Annotated in this window: 21 protein-coding genes; 10 read left to right on the top strand and 11 right to left on the bottom strand. The window is 41.9% G+C overall.

Annotated features, from left to right (window positions below; genetic code table 11):
* The first annotated feature begins 262 nt into the window (after window positions 1–262).
* Window positions 263–481, top strand: coding sequence for a hypothetical protein (locus tag AC13CC_RS05035; RefSeq protein ID WP_326279878.1), 219 nt, complete (start codon window positions 263–265; stop codon window positions 479–481).
* Between the two features lie 327 nt (window positions 482–808).
* On the opposite strand, the gene AC13CC_RS05030 is transcribed toward AC13CC_RS05035, so the two are convergent.
* On the bottom strand, window positions 809–991 hold the full coding sequence (locus AC13CC_RS05030) for a hypothetical protein (protein ID WP_482876591.1): 183 nt from the start codon (window positions 989–991) through the stop codon (window positions 809–811).
* A gap of 205 nt (window positions 992–1,196) precedes the next feature.
* Here AC13CC_RS05030 and AC13CC_RS05025 point away from each other — a divergent pair, with 205 nt between their 5' ends.
* The 4 genes from AC13CC_RS05025 (at window position 1,197) to AC13CC_RS05010 (ending at window position 2,939) form a co-directional block, all read left to right on the top strand.
* Entirely contained in the window at window positions 1,197–1,625 is a 429-nt protein-coding gene (locus AC13CC_RS05025) for a Dabb family protein (protein WP_326279873.1), read from the top strand.
* A gap of 72 nt (window positions 1,626–1,697) precedes the next feature.
* Window positions 1,698–2,531: an alpha/beta hydrolase gene (locus AC13CC_RS05020; RefSeq protein WP_482876590.1), complete on the top strand. Its 834-nt coding sequence runs from the start codon at window positions 1,698–1,700 to the stop codon at window positions 2,529–2,531.
* A 72-nt stretch (window positions 2,532–2,603) separates the two neighbouring features.
* Window positions 2,604–2,735: a hypothetical protein gene (locus AC13CC_RS05015; protein WP_482876589.1), complete on the top strand. Its 132-nt coding sequence runs from the start codon at window positions 2,604–2,606 to the stop codon at window positions 2,733–2,735.
* A gap of 9 nt (window positions 2,736–2,744) precedes the next feature.
* On the top strand, window positions 2,745–2,939 hold the full coding sequence (locus tag AC13CC_RS05010) for a hypothetical protein (RefSeq protein ID WP_482876588.1): 195 nt from the start codon (window positions 2,745–2,747) through the stop codon (window positions 2,937–2,939).
* 295 nt (window positions 2,940–3,234) lie between these two features.
* Here the strand turns inward: AC13CC_RS05010 and AC13CC_RS05005 are convergent, their stop codons facing one another.
* Both AC13CC_RS05005 and AC13CC_RS05000 read right to left on the bottom strand, forming a co-directional pair.
* Window positions 3,235–3,531, bottom strand: a complete 297-nt coding sequence (locus tag AC13CC_RS05005) for an isoamylase early set domain-containing protein (protein ID WP_326279868.1) — start codon at window positions 3,529–3,531, stop codon at window positions 3,235–3,237.
* A gap of 147 nt (window positions 3,532–3,678) precedes the next feature.
* Window positions 3,679–4,767 (bottom strand): aminotransferase class V-fold PLP-dependent enzyme, encoded by a 1,089-nt coding sequence (locus AC13CC_RS05000; protein ID WP_482876587.1) that lies wholly within the window; start codon window positions 4,765–4,767, stop codon window positions 3,679–3,681.
* Between the two features lie 54 nt (window positions 4,768–4,821).
* Here AC13CC_RS05000 and AC13CC_RS04995 point away from each other — a divergent pair, with 54 nt between their 5' ends.
* Window positions 4,822–5,214, top strand: a complete 393-nt coding sequence (locus AC13CC_RS04995; RefSeq protein WP_482876586.1) for a 2TM domain-containing protein — start codon at window positions 4,822–4,824, stop codon at window positions 5,212–5,214.
* Complete coding sequence (locus AC13CC_RS04990; protein WP_482876585.1) at window positions 5,211–5,702, top strand: dihydrofolate reductase; 492 nt, start codon at window positions 5,211–5,213, stop codon at window positions 5,700–5,702. Before AC13CC_RS04995 ends, AC13CC_RS04990 begins: the two co-directional genes overlap by 4 nt.
* 3 nt (window positions 5,703–5,705) lie before the next feature.
* Here the strand turns inward: AC13CC_RS04990 and murI are convergent, their stop codons facing one another.
* The 8 genes from murI to AC13CC_RS04950 form a co-directional block, all read right to left on the bottom strand.
* Entirely contained in the window at window positions 5,706–6,482 is a 777-nt protein-coding gene (murI, locus tag AC13CC_RS04985) for a glutamate racemase (RefSeq protein WP_482876584.1), read from the bottom strand.
* Window positions 6,483–6,567: 85 nt separating this feature from the next.
* Window positions 6,568–7,077 (bottom strand): OmpH/Skp family outer membrane protein, encoded by a 510-nt coding sequence (locus tag AC13CC_RS04980; protein WP_482876583.1) that lies wholly within the window; start codon window positions 7,075–7,077, stop codon window positions 6,568–6,570.
* 49 nt (window positions 7,078–7,126) lie between these two features.
* On the bottom strand, window positions 7,127–7,948 hold the full coding sequence (locus tag AC13CC_RS04975; protein ID WP_482876582.1) for an OmpH/Skp family outer membrane protein: 822 nt from the start codon (window positions 7,946–7,948) through the stop codon (window positions 7,127–7,129).
* Between the two features lie 98 nt (window positions 7,949–8,046).
* Window positions 8,047–10,710, bottom strand: a complete 2,664-nt coding sequence (bamA, locus tag AC13CC_RS04970) for an outer membrane protein assembly factor BamA (protein WP_482876581.1) — start codon at window positions 10,708–10,710, stop codon at window positions 8,047–8,049.
* On the bottom strand, window positions 10,682–11,422 hold the full coding sequence (locus tag AC13CC_RS04965) for an isoprenyl transferase (RefSeq protein ID WP_326279853.1): 741 nt from the start codon (window positions 11,420–11,422) through the stop codon (window positions 10,682–10,684). The genes bamA and AC13CC_RS04965 overlap by 29 nt, the downstream gene beginning before the upstream one ends.
* A gap of 1 nt (window position 11,423) precedes the next feature.
* Window positions 11,424–12,107: a type IX secretion system protein PorG gene (gene porG / locus AC13CC_RS04960; RefSeq protein ID WP_326279851.1), complete on the bottom strand. Its 684-nt coding sequence runs from the start codon at window positions 12,105–12,107 to the stop codon at window positions 11,424–11,426.
* Window positions 12,108–12,219: 112 nt separating this feature from the next.
* Window positions 12,220–13,101 (bottom strand): NAD kinase, encoded by an 882-nt coding sequence (locus AC13CC_RS04955; RefSeq protein ID WP_326279850.1) that lies wholly within the window; start codon window positions 13,099–13,101, stop codon window positions 12,220–12,222.
* 2 nt (window positions 13,102–13,103) lie between these two features.
* A complete protein-coding gene (locus tag AC13CC_RS04950; RefSeq protein ID WP_482876580.1) occupies window positions 13,104–13,760 on the bottom strand; it encodes a CBS domain-containing protein in 657 nt (218 codons plus the stop codon).
* 86 nt (window positions 13,761–13,846) lie between these two features.
* Between AC13CC_RS04950 and AC13CC_RS04945 the strand changes: the two genes are divergently transcribed.
* The 3 genes from AC13CC_RS04945 (at window position 13,847) to AC13CC_RS04935 (ending at window position 16,972) form a co-directional block, all read left to right on the top strand.
* Entirely contained in the window at window positions 13,847–14,563 is a 717-nt protein-coding gene (locus AC13CC_RS04945) for a pyridoxine 5'-phosphate synthase (RefSeq protein WP_326279846.1), read from the top strand.
* Window positions 14,563–15,333, top strand: coding sequence for an alpha/beta fold hydrolase (locus AC13CC_RS04940; RefSeq protein WP_326279845.1), 771 nt, complete (start codon window positions 14,563–14,565; stop codon window positions 15,331–15,333). Before AC13CC_RS04945 ends, AC13CC_RS04940 begins: the two co-directional genes overlap by 1 nt.
* A 136-nt stretch (window positions 15,334–15,469) precedes the next feature.
* Complete coding sequence (locus tag AC13CC_RS04935) at window positions 15,470–16,972, top strand: G-D-S-L family lipolytic protein (RefSeq protein WP_326279843.1); 1,503 nt, start codon at window positions 15,470–15,472, stop codon at window positions 16,970–16,972.
* Window positions 16,973–16,979: the final 7 nt, after the last annotated feature.

Genomic DNA, 16,979 nt, shown 5'->3' with positions numbered 1-16,979 from the left:
TAACAATAACATTACGCAAAAACATAAACTTTTATGAAACCCACCATCATCACTTTATTTACCGCACTATTATTTGCCAGCTGTGGCGAAGAGCCCAAAAAACAAAACCACGCTAGCGCGAGCCTCTTGGCTCGTACCGGGCACAAGTAATCAATATGTTAAGTAAATGGAACGACGTGACGCCTGCCTGCCGACAAAGGCAGGCCCGCAACAACAATAGGGAACCGATTAAAATTGTATCTTTGAGATAAACCATAATGTTATGGATTTAAAAGCTTCTAAGTTAGAATTGATTCAGGCTATATTGAAAATTGATAATGAAAGTATTATCGAAAAAATGACCAATATGCTCCGAAAAGAGCAAGGGGATTTTTGGAATGAACTGTCCACAGAACAACAACAAGAGATAAAAAAAGGGTTAGCGGAACTCGATGAAGGAAAAAGAGTTTCATACAATTCCTTTGTAAAGAAAATCTCTTGATGGAAGTATTTTTATCCGAGCTTGCTGAATCAAAACTTTTAAAACTAAATGATTATCTTATTGAAAAGTGGGGAGTCAAAGCAAGAGATAGATTCTTTCAAAAACTCGATCAAAAGATTTCCCAAATCTAGTCACAACCTGAAAGCTGCCCACAATCAACCGAATTGAAGGGACTTTACAAATGTGTAGTCACAAAACAATCTACATTTTTCTATCGCATCCTATCGAAAACAAATGAAATTGAAATTGTTACCGTTTTTGACACCAGACAAAACCCTGACTCTTTAAAAGCAGACATTAAACAATAACCCCTAGCTAGCGCGAGCCTCATGGCTCGTACCAATCACTACTTTTCAAAACCCCACTTACCTCCTGCAACGCCGCTGCCACATCTTGAATTTCCCTTCGGGAAAAGGTGTCCTCCTCCAAATAAAACAGCATGACCATACCTAAGTCCAAAACTTCAGCCAGTTCAGCAGGAGAAGCATAGGCATCTTTAAACAATTCCAAAAAATTTCTGCCATTTTGGGTCATGACTCAAAAGTAAACATCCAGAACAGGTGAAGCGTCATAATAAATTATGACCGTGGCATCTTTAATATTTCAGTATAAAGCACAGGTTCTAAAATATCAATATCATAAATTTGTAACATGTAATCCAGTTAACAGACACCTCACTATGGCAAGCTATAAATTAATTTCTAAAATCATTCACATGAAAACCACCGCTATCACCCTATTTGCCGCATTGTTATTTGCCAGTTGCGGCGAGCAACCCAAAAAAGAAACCACCGAAAAACAGGAAGAAGAAACTGTGAAAGAAACCGAAAAAGCAGCAGCACCGCAATTACGCCACGTAGTATTGTTCAAATTTAAAGAGACTTCGTCCGAGGAGGATGTTAGACAAGTGGAAGAGGCATTCAATGCCCTACCTTCAAAAATTTCGGAAATAAAAGGATACGAATGGGGCACCAACAACAGCCCAGAGAATTTAAACAAAGGACTTACGCACTGTTTCTTTTTAACTTTTGATAGCGAAGCGGACCGAGACACCTATCTCACCCACCCCGACCATGTAGCGTTTGGCGATATTGCAGGCCCACATATTGCTGATGTAACCGTTGTGGATTATTGGGCGAAGTAATTTAAAAGATACTGGATTTGAGTCAGCACAGCCATGGCGATGACATTTCGTCCTTTAATTGATGTAGCAACAATGAAATATTTCTTCGCCTACCTTTTTTGTGTTCTTCTCGGTCCAACCCAACTCTTATTTGGTCAAGACGGAAACACTATTGAACTTGGCAACACTTTATCGATACATTCACAGATCCTCAATGAAGATCGCAAACTCTTAGTAAGTTTACCCGATTCTTATCAAGACCCATCCAAAGCCAATTCAACTTATCCGATAATTATTTTATTGGATGGGTTTGTTCACTTTAAAACCACTTCCGCCATTGTAGGTTTTATGGGTTCACGTACCAATCGAAACTATTTGATGCCAGAAACTATTGTGGTTGCTATAGAAAATGTAGACCGCGAAAGGGATTTTACAGTTACCAAACTAAAGACCAAACGGCCAAACACGATGGGCGGAGGCAAAAATTTCCTCAATTTTATTGAAAAAGAATTGATTCCGTTCTTGGATGACAAATACCGAACAACTTCACACCGAACCTTAATCGGCCATTCCCTTGGAGGTTTGTTGACCATTAACGCCTATTTGGACGAAAACAAGCTGTTTGACACCTATTTAGCCATAGACCCCAGCATTTGGTGGGACCAAACTGTTATGCTTGAAAAAGTAAGGACAACAACACAGACCTCTATCGGCAAAAAATTGTATTTAGCGACCGCAAACCAAGGAAAAGCCAATTATGAGCGAAACAAAAAGCGACATGATAGCTTCATAGCGTTTTTGCAGGAGCGTTGGGGTGAAAAACTAAAGATAAAGCAGGACTATTTTGAAAAAGAGGACCATCGTTCTGTTCCACTTCCAGCAATTTACGAAGGGTTAAAATATTTAAACAAAATAGTTGGGCAATAAGAGAAGTCCTATACATGCAATTATAAGCAACCCATGTACCACGTGACAGTCTTATAAAAAAACGGTTATGCTATGAAAAAGCTATTTTCCATATTGTCCGTGCTGGTTATTGGATGTTCTTCAGAAGATAGTGATGCCGAGGTATACATTCGACAATCCAATGTCAGTGCCTACCATTATCAAAATATAACCGTGAACACTTAGACTGGGCCTTTGGACTATGACAACCTAGATTCTGGAGAGATTTCGAAATACAAAGTGGTCACAAAAGCCTATGGTCATGCCTTTGTTGAACTGGAAATAGCTGAAGAAACATACACGATTCAACCTATAGACTATGTTGGTGAATCAACCTTAAGCAGCGGTTATTATACCTATCAAATCGATACCAATGATACTACAGAATAATATGGCCGACTCAGTATTTCTTTGGTAGAGGATTGATTACAGAGTAACATCGAATTCCAAAAACGGTCAATTCGAAATTCCGTAGGAGTTTTATCTTTCTGCCGGCAAAGGCAGGTATCGAGAATCGGTTTTGTTGGGTTAGATATTCCAGTTCCCTATACTATTTTCTTTGGTTTCGACTTCGTTCAAGCACTGAAATTTCTTTAACCAACGAATGCAACCCACAAAGTTTGACGGGTAAGTTGAGGGAAAATCACCATCAGTTTTGGGGCTAACCGATGGTGCACCCAATGTTTTATACTTCCAAAACAGCATTTTCGGTTCCAGCGTAGTCGTTCCACTGAAAACGATCGGCCTCGGAGTCGTTGGCGTAATTGCCATCGATCAAATATCTGAATTCGTAGCTATTCTCCACAGGTAGCTCAAACGTACCTTTAAAGGTTCCGTTCTTTAATTTCTTTAAGCTGCTTTTTTGGGGGTTCCACTTGTTGAAATCCCCAACTACCGCAACTGTTTTTGCCTCTTCCGCAGGAACTGAAAAAGTTACCTTGCAAACAGGCTTGCTCTTTAGGTATTGTTTCTTGATCGCCATGGTATCACTAATTTAAATTAAGGACAAAGCAACAGATAAAACCGCTTACTTACAATAAGTTACGTACGATTTATCAAATTGATAAAATGCCCCTAACAATAGGGTTACTTTTACAAAAATAAGCACTGATATTTCCTGAAAAATGATTCAGATCATTGAGGACCGCAATATTTTTGCAATGGCCTCGATTTCTTCTTCAGTATTGTAAAAATGAAAGCTTAAACGGATACCTCCTCCCCTCGCCGATGCCACTATGTTTTCTTCCTTTAATCTATTGAAGCGTTTTTCATCCCCCTTAATGTTGAAAATGGTACTGTGCTGCTTTCTTTTGGTGATGGCCGGTTCCAAAAGATCAAGATCGGAAAAGACGGACATGGCCTTTTTGGACAGTTTTTGCAATTGTACCTGCACATCTTCCTGACCAATTTCGTCCAAAAATTTAACGGCGAATTCCAAACTTCCGAAATTGAGTGAATCCAAATGGCCTGGCTCCAAAAATTTACAGAAGGTTATGCTGTTGCGTTTGGATGCATCGTTATCCACGGAACCGTTTCCTATTCCACGAAGCTCAAACTGATCCATCACTTCGTCTTTCACTAGGAAAAAGCCATTGCCATAACCGGCCAACATCCATTTATAGGCACTGGTTCCCAAGATATCGACCCCGGAATCTTTAAAATCAAAAGGTTCTGTTCCACAATATTGGGTGCCGTCGGCCAAAATCATCAGGTTGGGAAACTCTTTTTTTAGATCTTTCAGAAAATCAAAATCAATACGAACGCCATCCACCCATTGTACCAAACTGAGCGCCAGAATATCCACATCGCCCTTTTGGACCTTGGCATATATGTTTTCCTCCATGTACTCGTCCGCATCCACATAATCCCGCTTAAAATTTCGGGTCTCGAAGGGCCAATTAACGCTTGGGTAGTCTTTATTTACGAGCAATGCTTTTTTATCCTTGGGCAACCCTTCCAATAACATATTGAACCCCAAACTAAAATTGGGGACCAAGGCCACATTTTCGGGCTTGCACTTAAAAAACTTTCCGACTGTTTTCTTGATTTCGGGCATGTGGGCAAAGCCCTGCATTTTCATTTCGCTGCCACCGATCAGGTAATCGAGGTCGTGCCCTTGGCGCCATTCCATCAAATCTTCGCTCAACAGGCCTGCGGAGGCGGTATTGGCATAAACACATTGGTTAAGAACAGGGAATTTTTTTCTTAAGTTTTGCATGACGGGATTTTTGGATACAATTCAGTTATCTTTGTTGATAAAGATAGCCATTCCATGTTGTCATTTGGTAAAAAGAAGAAGTCTGAAATAGATTTGGAGCAACACGAACTTTTGGAGTATGCCCATAAACGCATCAAACAAAAGAAAAGGTTGTTCATCCACTGTGTTATTTTTTTGATCGGCAGTATTTTTATGATTCTAGCCAATAAGATCCTCAAATACGGTGGGCCTTACGATTGGTCCATTTGGATTGTTTGCGCATGGTCTTTTCTACTCACCTTGCACACCTTCAATGTTTTTGTAACCTACAAGTTTATGGGCCAAAATTGGGAACGCCAACAACGGGAACGATTGGTCAATCTTCAAAAAAAGCGCATTGGCGAAATCCAGAAAGAAATAGAAACGGACTTTCCGCTATCCAAAATCAATAAAAAAAAAGATCAATGAAGCGATTGATCATTATTGCGGCGGCGGCCGAAAACAATGCCCTGGGCAAGGACAACGACCTGGTTTGGCACTTACCGGACGATTTTAAGCGTTTTAAAAGTATGACCTCCGGGCACAAAATAATCATGGGCAGAAAGACCTTGGAGAGCTTTCCCAAACCTTTGCCCAACCGAACGCACATTGCCATTACCCGGGATGAAGATTATACACCCAAGTTCCCCTGCACCATTGTGCATTCCATTGGTGAGGCCATTGGTTTGGTGGGTGACAATGAAACGGCTTTTATTATTGGTGGTGGTAAAATTTACAAACAATCCATGGCCATTGCCACGGACATAGAGCTCACACGGGTACACGGCACTTTTGAGGCCGATGCTTTTTTTCCCGAAATTGATGGGGACCAATGGGAATTGATAAACGAGGAATATCATCCACAGGATGATAGGCACAAATATGATTTCACCTATATCACTTACACCAGAAAATAGGTTTTAAAAATCCAGATAGGAAACTTGGGCAGTCGGCCGATCAATCAAATCTTTTAGAATGTCAACATCGGCATTGGTGTAAAAGACATGTTCTGGTTCAGCCACACCGGAAAGCAGCTTATTGCGCTCCAAAACAGCTTTGGTTTGACGAGCCACTGCCTCGCCCGAATCTATAATATTGATGTGTTCCGGCAATATATCCTTAAGTACGGGCATCAAATACGGGTAATGGGTGCAACCAAGCACCAAACAATCTATGTTTTGATCGAGCATGGGCTGCAAAAAGCCCTGCAGGAGGGTTCTTATCTCTTCGGATTGAATTTTACCTGCTTCAATGAGCTCCACAAGTCCTTTGCCCTCTTGTTCCAGCACGGTAATTCCTTCGGCGAAGAGTTTGGAGGTATTATGGAACAAACTACTGGAGAGCGTTCCCTTGGTGGCCAAAACCCCCACTTTTTTGGTTTTGGTATGAAGGGCCGCAGGTTTTATCGCGGGCTCTATTCCAATAAAGGGAACATTGTAGTGGGAACGAAGATAATCTATGGCGTTTGTTGTGGCGGTATTACAGGCCACCAGAACAATTTTACAGCCTTGGCCCAGTAAATACTCGGTGTTCTTGATGCTGAGCCTTAGAATCTCTTCTTTTGACTTTTCACCATAGGGAGCATTGGCGCTATCGGCCAAGTAAATGGTTTTTTCGTTGGGAAGCATCTTCGCCACCTCTTTCCAAATGGATGTACCTCCCACTCCTGAGTCAAATATTCCTATTGGTTTTGCCATACCTAAAAATAGTCCCTAAAATTATTATCGCATAAAAAAACCGCTTTTAATAAAAGCGGTTTTTTAAATATTGTAAAATCACGGTTTAGAAACCCAATTCTTGTTTTACTTCCTGCAAAAGGTCTGGACCTTTGGCTACGATCAAGCTCAAACCTGGGCTGGCATCGATTACGTAATCATACCCTTTGGCCGCTGCCACTTTTTCGATAGCCGCTTTTGCCTTTTCAGAAATTGGAGCAAACAATTCTTGTTGCTTTTTCTGCATTTCTTGCATGGCCGCTTGCTCAGCTTCTTGAATGTTTTTTTCGAACCCTTGAAGCTCTACCGCCCTTTGCTCGTTTTCTTCCCTTGTTTTGGAAGTGGCTTCGTTCTGGTACTGGGTATACTTGTTTTGAAGCTCTGTCATGGAGCTTTGAATGTCCGCTCTGTAGGTTTCTTGTAATTTCTTCAATTCAGCTTGTGCAGCCTTCATCTCCGGCATTTCAGACAATAGTTGCTGTACATTGATGTGTGCAACCTTGCTCTGTGCATTTACAAAACCTGTAGCCGTAACAAACAATACTAGGGCTACAGCAATCCTTTTTACATTTCTCATGATTCTCAACGTTACTTTTTTGACTTTAAATTTAGTGTTTCAATATAAATTATCCTATTGAATCCTGTTGTTGTTCTTGCGCTTTTTTTCGCTCTTCCAATTTGGCTTTCCGCTGGGCTTCACGCTCTTCCAATAATTTTTTTCTTCGTGCTTCGTATGCTTTCTTTCGCTCTTCGCGTTCCTTCAATTTTTCGGCCCTTCTTTCCTCTGCTGCCTTCTCTCTTTCGTTTTGGGCCTCGGCGGCTTGCTCTTGTCTTTCCTTTAGGGCATCACTGATCTGGTCTTCCTCTTCCTGGAACTGCTCCAAGCGGCTTTGCTGCTCTTGTTTTTTGTTGGATGCACTGATTTTCCTGGTGCGCCCTATCTCCCTTAAAACCAAGTCACTGATATCGTGTCTTTTTTCGGAGTACAACATTACAACATCTGCGGATTTATCAAAAATAAAATCGTATCTTTTATTGGCGCCGATTTTTTGAACTTCGTTGAAAACCTGATCTTGAATCGGCTGTATTAAAAGTTGTTTTTGCAATACCAAATCCCCTTGCGGTCCAAAACGGTCTTGTTGGTAGTCCAACATTTCCTTTTCAAGAATTTGGATTTCCTCTTCCCGCTCTAGGATCAGTTCATCGGTCAAAAGCACTTTTTCCGCCATCAAATCTTTTTTCATTTGATCAATAACGCTTTGCTTCAGCTCAATTTCCTGTTTCCATTTTCGGGCTTTGGCGTTTAGCTGTTCGGTAGCATCCCTATACTCTTCCACATTTTCGAGGATATATTCCATATCCACGTACCCTATTCGAACTCCCCTCTGGGAGAACCCATAAAGGGAAGACATCAAAACAACTAATGACAAAAGAACTTTGGTATTCATCTTTGATTCCGCATATTACATAGAAAATATCGTGCCAAAATCACTAATTAATTTATAATGAATCATTTACAAATTAGCAATACACGATTTTCCATTGATTAAAACTGCTGCCCGATGATGAAGTGCGTTTGCCAACCACTTGGCCCAACTGATCCTGGACGGGCATCGGTATCGAAGCCGTAACCAAAATCAATCCCCAAGAGTCCGAATGCCGGCATAAATATACGTAGCCCCACTCCGGCAGATCTTTTTAACTCAAACGGATTATACTCATTAAAATTGTTGAAGGCGTTACCAGCCTCTAAAAATGAAAGGGCATAAATAGATGCTGAAGGTTTTAAGGTCAATGGGTAACGCAATTCCAATGAGAATTTATTGTAAATGGTTCCCCCATCCTGTTCCAACCTATTGGTAATGGCATTGGTACTGTACGGTGTAAGCGATTGGTTTTCGTAACCACGTAACTGCACCACGTCCCTACCATCCAAAGTAAAGTTTCCTAAACCATCTCCTCCCACATAAAAACGTTCAAAGGGAACATTTCCAATATCGTGGTTATAGGCTCCCAAAAATCCAAATTCGGCATTGGTTCGTAAAGTAAGCTTACCGACTATGGCTTGATACCAATCCCCTTTGAATTTTATCTTATAGTACTCTAACAATTTGAATCTTTCCTCTTCCATTCGCTCCAATTCCTCACGAAGTTGGTTAAACTCAAGCTGCTCTTCTGTTGTTGATGGCTCCCCAATTTCACGAAGCCTTACGTTTACATTGTCAATATCCTCTTTTAACGCTCCAAAATCCTTTCCACTGAACAGGGAATATGGAGGAGTGAACTTGGCCGTCAACTCAAAGTTGGAACCCGAAGTGGGGAAAATTCTACTGGGCCCTTGGGAACTTCTGGAAATGCCAAAGGTGTAACTTAAGGAGTTGGAGCTGCCATTACCAAAATTGAAGAGTCCACTATTGTAATCGTTAAAATCGTACAATTGATAGCTCAACGAGTGTGAAATGGTAAAGAAATCGTCCGGCCACTGTACTCTTTTGGCCAAACCGGCAGAAACACCAGTAATAGCGAAACCTCTAGATTTATCTACATCGAACCTTCCATTTTGGTTGTATTGTGTTCTAAACTGTTGTGTTCTGGAAACAGACAAATTAAACCTCACGGGTTTTTTGCCCCCCAACCACGGCTCGGAGAAATTTAAACTGTACACCCTAAAAGTCCTACTGGCCTGCAAACGCAAAGCAAATGTTTGCCCATCTCCCATGGGAACGGGTTTATAGGCTTCCTTGTTAAAAATATTCTTTAAAGAGAAGTTACTAAAGGAAAGCCCTAAGGTACCAATGAAACCACCACCACCAAAACCACCTTGAAGCTCAATTTGGCTGGAACCTGATTCCACCAGGCTATAATTTACATCAACAGTACCTGCATTGGGATCTGGATTTATAATATCCGGAACAATTTGTTCGGCATCAAAAAATCCGAGCTGGCCCAATTCCCTAATGGTCCTTACAATATTGGATTTACTATATTTTTGCCCTGGCCTTGTACGAATCTCCCTGTAGATTACGTGGTCGTTGGTCTTATCGTTACCTGAAACGGTAACGTGGTCCAAAAAGGTCTCTTTTCCCTCTATGATCCGTATTTCAAAATCGATGGTATCGTTTACAGCGGAAACCTCGACCGGGTTAATGCTTGAGAACAAATACCCATTGTTTTGGTAGAGGTTGGTCAAATCCTGTGCATCTGGGTCGGAATCGTCCGCAACGCGCTCCTTGAGCAGTACTCCATTATAGGTGTCCCCTTTTTTGATACCCAATACTTGGCTCAACATTCTATCGGTGTACACCGAGTTCCCCACGAAGTCAATATCACCAAAATAGTACTTATCGCCTTCTTCCACTTTAATGGTCAACTCAATGTTTTTCTCATCCAGTTTCACAAAAGTATCAGAGAGTACCCTTGCATCCCTATACCCTCTTTCGGCGTATGTGTCGATCAAGTTGTCAAGATCCTCCTCATAGTCCGCTTCAATGTATTTGGACTTTTTCCAAAACCGATAAAACTTTTTCTTCTTGGTGTTTTTAAGCGATTTCCTCAGCTTTTTGTTGGACAGCTTTTCGTTACCAACAAAGTTGATGTCCTTTATCTTTACCTTATCGCCCTTGTTCACATTGATGACCATGTTCTGCACATTGGTCCCTGTGGTATCGGCAGTTGTGGCAATGCTTACCTTGGCGTTTAAAAAACCTTGCTTTTTATACTTGTTCTGAAGGTAATTCTTGGTATTGGCAATTAAGCTTTCGGTGATTTTTTTCCCTTTCTTAAGGTCGGTATCGTCGATGATATCTTCCACCTTTCTTTTTTTAACACCATAGACCGTAACGTTGTTCAAAGTAGGCCGTTCGGTAATGCTAAGTTCCAAAAATATCTTGTCGTCTTCGATTTTGGTGTAGAACATTTCCACATTGCTGAACAAATCCAGGCTCCACAACTTTTTGATCACTGCGCTTATTTCATCGCCAGGTACCTTAATGGGTTGCCCAACACGTAAACCGGTATAACTCTTAACCGTTTGTTCGTTGTAGCTTTGTAAACCCGTTACGGTTAAACCTCCCAAAATGTATTGTTTGCCCTCTTCGAAGTCGGTCTCCTGGGCAATACCGTGGGCTGAAAATAAAAATAATGGGATAATAAGGGTTGAAAGGATGAAATTTGTGATACCCTTAGTTAAGTTGTTCGCTCGTTTTTCCAAATCGTCGTTCTCTATTTTGGTAACTTAATATGGCCTCTACCAAATGGTTTTCTCTAAAGTCGGGCCAAAATACATCAATAAAATATAATTCGGCGTATGCTATCTGCCAAAGTAAAAAATTACTTATCCTGCATTCGCCACTTGTGCGGATAAGCAGGTCTACATCAGGCAAAAAGTGCGCGTAAAGATGTGTATTTATAACTGTTTCATCAATATTTTCGGGGGAAATTATGTTATTTTTAACTTTGACCGCAATCTGCTGAACCGCAGTTTTTATCTCTTCACGAGAGCCATAGCTCAATGCCAGCGTTAGGGTCATTCCCGAATTATTTTCGGTTTTGGACATTACCTCGGCCAGTTCTTTATGGACTTTTGGGGGCAATGTTTCAATTTTTCCAATGGCCCTTAACCTAATATTATGCTTTTTCAAGGTCTTTAGCTCCCTTTTTAGGGCATTGACCAAAAGCTTCATCAAGGTATCTATTTCGGTTTTGGGGCGGTTCCAATTTTCGGTGGAAAAGGCATAAAGCGTTAAAAATGGTATCTGGAGCTTTGCACAGCTCTCAACGGTTTGGTTTACCGATTCCACTCCGTTTTCATGTCCGAACATACGTATTTTACCACGCTGCTTGGCCCATCTGCCATTGCCATCCATGATAATGGCCACGTGCTGCGGTAGTTTTTCTTTATCTACGTCCTCTAGTGTGTGCATTTTATTGAAAACAATCCTGGCAGGGTTTACGTCCAAAGGTATAGGTTAACGTTATACCTGAAAAAACGTACCAGTCGTCGCTCAATATGTTCCCGAATCGGAATTGCTCAAAATTGGAACCTTCTGGGTTACTTGCGTCCAAATTGTCCGTAAAAGTATATCTGGCCCCAATCTCGGCACCAAGAATCAAGAATTGATTTAAACGATACTTAGCCCCAACCGTCATTGGAATTGCAAAACTACCTTCTTTTTGGTTAATATCCTGCATCTGAAGGGCATCAATATAATTAAAATCGTATCTAAAGTAGGTTACACCCGTGTATAAGTAAGGCGTGAAGGCGGGTCCGAGCTTATGAAGATTATATTCCACAAAGTTAATTTCCAGTCCTGCGGAGAGCTCCAAAATGGAATTATCCACCACATACCCCCTTTGTTGCCTGGACTGCATATGCGATTTGGTATCGTCAGCGGTAACCTCCCCATAAAGTACGCTGGCCCTCCACGCATAGCGTTTTCCCTTGTTCCATTTAAATATTCCGCCGAAGGCAGGGCCCGAGGGCAATATGTAATTGGTTCTTCCCACATCACCTATCATATTGGCGCCACCGGCAAACACCCCTATCTCGTAAGTTTGTGCACTCACCTTGATCACACAGCATAGAAAAACTGCCAAAACTATCCGCATACTATCCAAAAAGTTTCAAGAATTAAGAGTAAAGGAAGGTCAATAGATTTATATTTAAGGTTGCATTCCCTTGTTAAACAGTTTTTCGCCCCTTTTATTGCTTTTGATTTTATCAATTCCGCCTATCTTCTCCCCAAAGTAATTTATTGCGCAATGTTTTCAAAAAGCTTTCGGATTTATACTCGATCATTTTGATGGTAAAGTCCGCTTTTTTGATTCGGATTTCCTTTCCATTGGGAATATCGGCAATGCGCGAATCCAAGGATACCAAATGGGTCTGTTCCCGACCTGAAACCTTCAATCTAATCTGTGTTTTATCGGAAATCACCAGGGGTCTCGCATTAAGGTTGTGCGGTGCAATGGGCGTCAGCACCAAGGATTCCGCCGAGGGTGCAATAACCGGACCGCCACAGCTCAACGAATAACCCGTTGAACCCGTTGGGGTGGAAACAATCAGTCCATCGGACCAATAAGAGGTCAAATACTCATCATCAAGCCAGGTTTCCACGGTGATCATGGAGGTGGTATCCTTTCGGCTTACCGTAATTTCGTTAAGGGCAAAATTGATCCCATGGAACTCGCCCAAATCAGAGTTGAGTTCCACTTCCACCAAGGTTCGTTCCTCAATGGTATAGTGGCCGGCTTCAAATTCGGTGACGAGCTTGCGTACATTTTCTTTTTTAAAGGTGGACAAAAAACCCAATCGACCCGTGTTGACCCCAACAATGGGAATTCCGTAATCCTTTATATAGGTAACGGCCCGCAACATGGTGCCGTCGCCGCCAAAGCTCACGAACATATCAAAGGAGGAGTCCAATCCTACGGATTGGGTAAATGTTCCCTTTACTTGTTCTTTGGTAATAGTGGCCACCAGTTTATTAAAGTTCTCTTCAACATAGATAGAGGCATCCAACTTCTTCAATTCGTCCAAAAGCTCCATTACGCAAAGCTGGTCCTCTTTTTGAAAAGACTGACCGTATATGGCTACCTTCATACTTAAACGTTAAGATATTTTTCTAGATAATCGGAACGCTGCTTCAAATCTTCCAAGAACTGGTCGTCGCTGTTCCCGTAGACAATGGTGTAGTTATATCTTCTAAAAGTCTGCGCCACTTCGTTTAAACTTTGTGTGCCAACTTTTAAGGTAATCTCTATAATATCGTTCTCGGACGCTGTAATAAAGGCTCCCAACAATCGGGCATTGTTGCCCTCCACGATTTGGGCTATCTCACTGAAAGAATAATCCTTGATTCCAATGGACACCACCAAAATGGCACCTGGTTCCCTAAAAAAAGGCGTGTCGATAAACATATCCACCACATCTTCAAGATCGTAATACCCAATAATCAAACGGTCTGCATCCAAAACGGGCAATACATTGGCCTCGTTTCTCGAGAACATTTCCAGCACATCCAACCAAGCGGTTTCCTTGGTCACAAAAAAGCTCTCCATTTCCAACCGAAAGTCATCAATCTTCTTTTTAGGTTCAAAACAAGCAAGGTCGTTCTCCGAGAGCAATCCCAAATATGTACCATTTTCGGTAACCCCAACATGGGAAAATGTAGTCTCTTCGAAAAACTTGATTACATCCTTCAAAGTTTCCGACACTTCAAAAACGGGAACTGTATTGATTATTTTATCTTGAATGTTCATAACACTTCTATTAGGTGCAAAATACTAATTTAAAATGGCAAAAGGCATGCCGAATTCTTATTTTTGACAATCTAAAAAAGAAGCACATGACAAAGTTGAGTGTCAATATAAATAAACTGGCTACATTACGAAATTCCAGAGGAGGCAACGTGCCCAACCTGATCACTTCCACCAAAGACATCGAATCTTTTGGCGCCCAGGGCATCACCATACATCCGCGACCCGATGAACGCCACATTCGCTACCAAGATGCCCGGGATTTAAAAAAGGTGGTGACCACGGAATTTAATATCGAGGGCAACCCTATTCCAAAGTTTATTGATTTAGTCCTCGAAGTAAAGCCCACACAGGTTACCTTGGTACCCGATGCCGAAGATGCGATCACCTCCAACGCTGGCTGGGACACCATAAAGCACAAAGATTTTTTGGTAGACGTGATCAAGACTTTTAAAGAGAACGGTATCCGGACCTCCATTTTTGTGGATCCCGATGCAGCCATGGTAAAAGCAGCTGCGGAAACCGGTACCGACCGAGTGGAACTCTACACAGAAAGTTTTGCCCACGAATTTACCAAAGGTAATAAGGAAAAAAGCGTCGCTCACTTTGTAAAAGCTGCCGAAATGGCCCAACAGGTTGGCCTTGGTCTCAACGCAGGGCACGATCTTAGTTTGGACAATATCAAATTTTTCAAGGAACACATCCCACACCTTTTGGAGGTTTCCATTGGGCACGCTTTAATCTGCGAGTCCATATATTTGGGGCTCGAAAATGTAGTGAACATGTACTTACACCGATTAAAATAATGGAGATACTGCATTCGAAAATATTGGGCAAAGGACAACCTTTCATCATTTTACATGGATTCTTGGGCATGTCCGACAATTGGAAGACACTTGGTTCCCAATATTCCGAAAATGGCCTCGAAGTCCATTTGATAGATCAACGGAACCACGGAAAAAGTTTTCATTCCGAAGCGTTCAATTACGATCTATTGAGTGATGATGTCATCAACTACATGGATCATCACAATTTGGAATCCGCATACCTGATGGGCCATTCCATGGGTGGCAAAACCGCCATGCAACTGGCCACTTCGCATCCAGAAAGGGTGACTAAATTAATTGTTGCCGATATTGCCCCAAAATATTATCCTCCACATCACGATTTTATTTTCAACGGGCTCTCCCATTTGGATTTTGATACAATATCCGATCGTAGGGAAGCGGATGATGAGCTATCAAAATATATTAAGGAAAAAGGCATTCGACTGTTTTTGCTCAAAAACCTGCATTGGGTCGAAAAGGAAAAACTAGGGTTCCGTTTCAATTTTGATGTGCTTAAAGAACGTATGGAGGAAATTGGCGAAAACATAACCCCCAATGCCATTTATGACGGTCCAACCCTGTTTTTGCGCGGCGACCGTTCGGAGTACATCCAACCCAACGACTTTGCCGAAATCAAAAGACACTTCCCCAATGCCCAAATTGAAACCATTGATAAGGCTGGACATTGGCTGCATGCAGAAAACCCAAAACAGTTTTACGAAAAGAGTTTCAAGTTTCTGAATTCTTAAAATCCATCCCTTTTTATTATGCATGCATAATTTTTTCACCCATTTAATTGCCTGTATGACAAATTTGATATAGATTTGGTTAGTTCTGGTCTTACCATTACAATTAACATAAACTAACTATTACAGATTATTTGATATGAAAAAGTTTTATGCCCTACTCCCATTTCTAGGCTTATTCTTGATTGCATGCGAAGATGACACCCCTATAAACGAAACACCGGGTCCAGAACCCGTGGAATATACTTCAGGAACTGCAGATTTCTCCAATTACGTAGCCGTGGGAAACTCATTGACCGCCGGTTTCTCGGACAATGCTTTGTTTGAGGATGGACAAAAAGCGTCTTTCCCCAATATGCTGGCAGCCAACTTTGCCTTAGCGGGAGGCGGGAGTTTTGAAATCCCTTTTATGGCGGATAATTTAGGTGGAATGACACTTGGGGGCACACCAATAGCAGGCAATAGATTGATTCTATCCTTTTTGGGCGAAAGTCCGAGCCCCGTTCCCGTTGAAGGACAAGGCTCTACTGATGTAGCCGTTAAATTGCCTGGCACATACAACAACATGGGGGTTCCCGGCGCCAAAAGTTACGAACTGTTGGCCCCAGGATACGGCAGCGTAACAGGCGTGGCCAATGGAACAGCAAATCCATACTTTGCGCGGTTCTCATCTTCAGAATCGGCAACGGTAATCGGGGATGCCGCAGCACAGGGCGCAACATTTTTCACACTTTGGACAGGCTCCAACGATATTTTATTGTATGCCACAGGAGGGGGTACAGGAATTGACCAAACTGGCAACCTTGACCCAAGTACCTATTCCAGAAACGATATTACAGACCCTAATGTTTTTGCAGGCGCACTTGATGCTATGTTGCAAGCAATGACAGCAAATGGTGCTGATGGTGCCATTGCCAATTTGCCCAATGTAACAGACATACCTTACTTTACCACCGTACCTCACAACCCTATTCCCTTGGATGAGGCCACAGCTGCCTTTTTGAACAGTGCAGAAGCCTATGGCGCCTATAATGCCGGCTTGGCCCAATTGCAACAATTAAATATTATAACTGAGGATGAGTTGGCAGAAAGAACCATCTCTTTTGCTCCTGGTGAAGGAAATGCAGTAGTAATCATTGATGAAGACTTAACGGATTTAACAGCATACAATCCTGCACTGACCAATATGAGGCAAGCCACTGAAGAAGACCTTTTGGTGCTTACCGCAAGAACACATATCGGCACACTTGCAGACCCGAACAACCCAACATCAATCAATGGAGTTGCCGTTCCTTTGGCAGATAAATGGGTATTGACGACCGATGAGCAAGATCTTGTGGAAACAGCACTTGAATCATACAACCAAACCATTGCAGGTTTGGCCGCAGCCTACGACCTTGCCCTTGTGGATGCCAATGCATTGTTGAACGAGTTAAAAGAAAATGGATTCCAACAGGCCGATGGAAGCATTGTGGATGCAACATTTGCAACAGGGGGTGGGTTTTCCTTGGATGGTGTTCATCCGGCACCAAGAGGTTACGCCATTGTGGCCAATGCCTTTATAGAGGCCATCAACGCAAAATACAATTCTAATCTCCCCGGTGTTAATCCTTTGGATTACACTGGTTTGTATATTGACTAAACAAACA

The sequence above is a fragment of the Flagellimonas sp. L-11 genome, from assembly GCF_056857735.1.
Note: the sequence above shows the minus strand (reverse complement) of the source record. Positions and strands in the feature narration are given on the sequence as shown.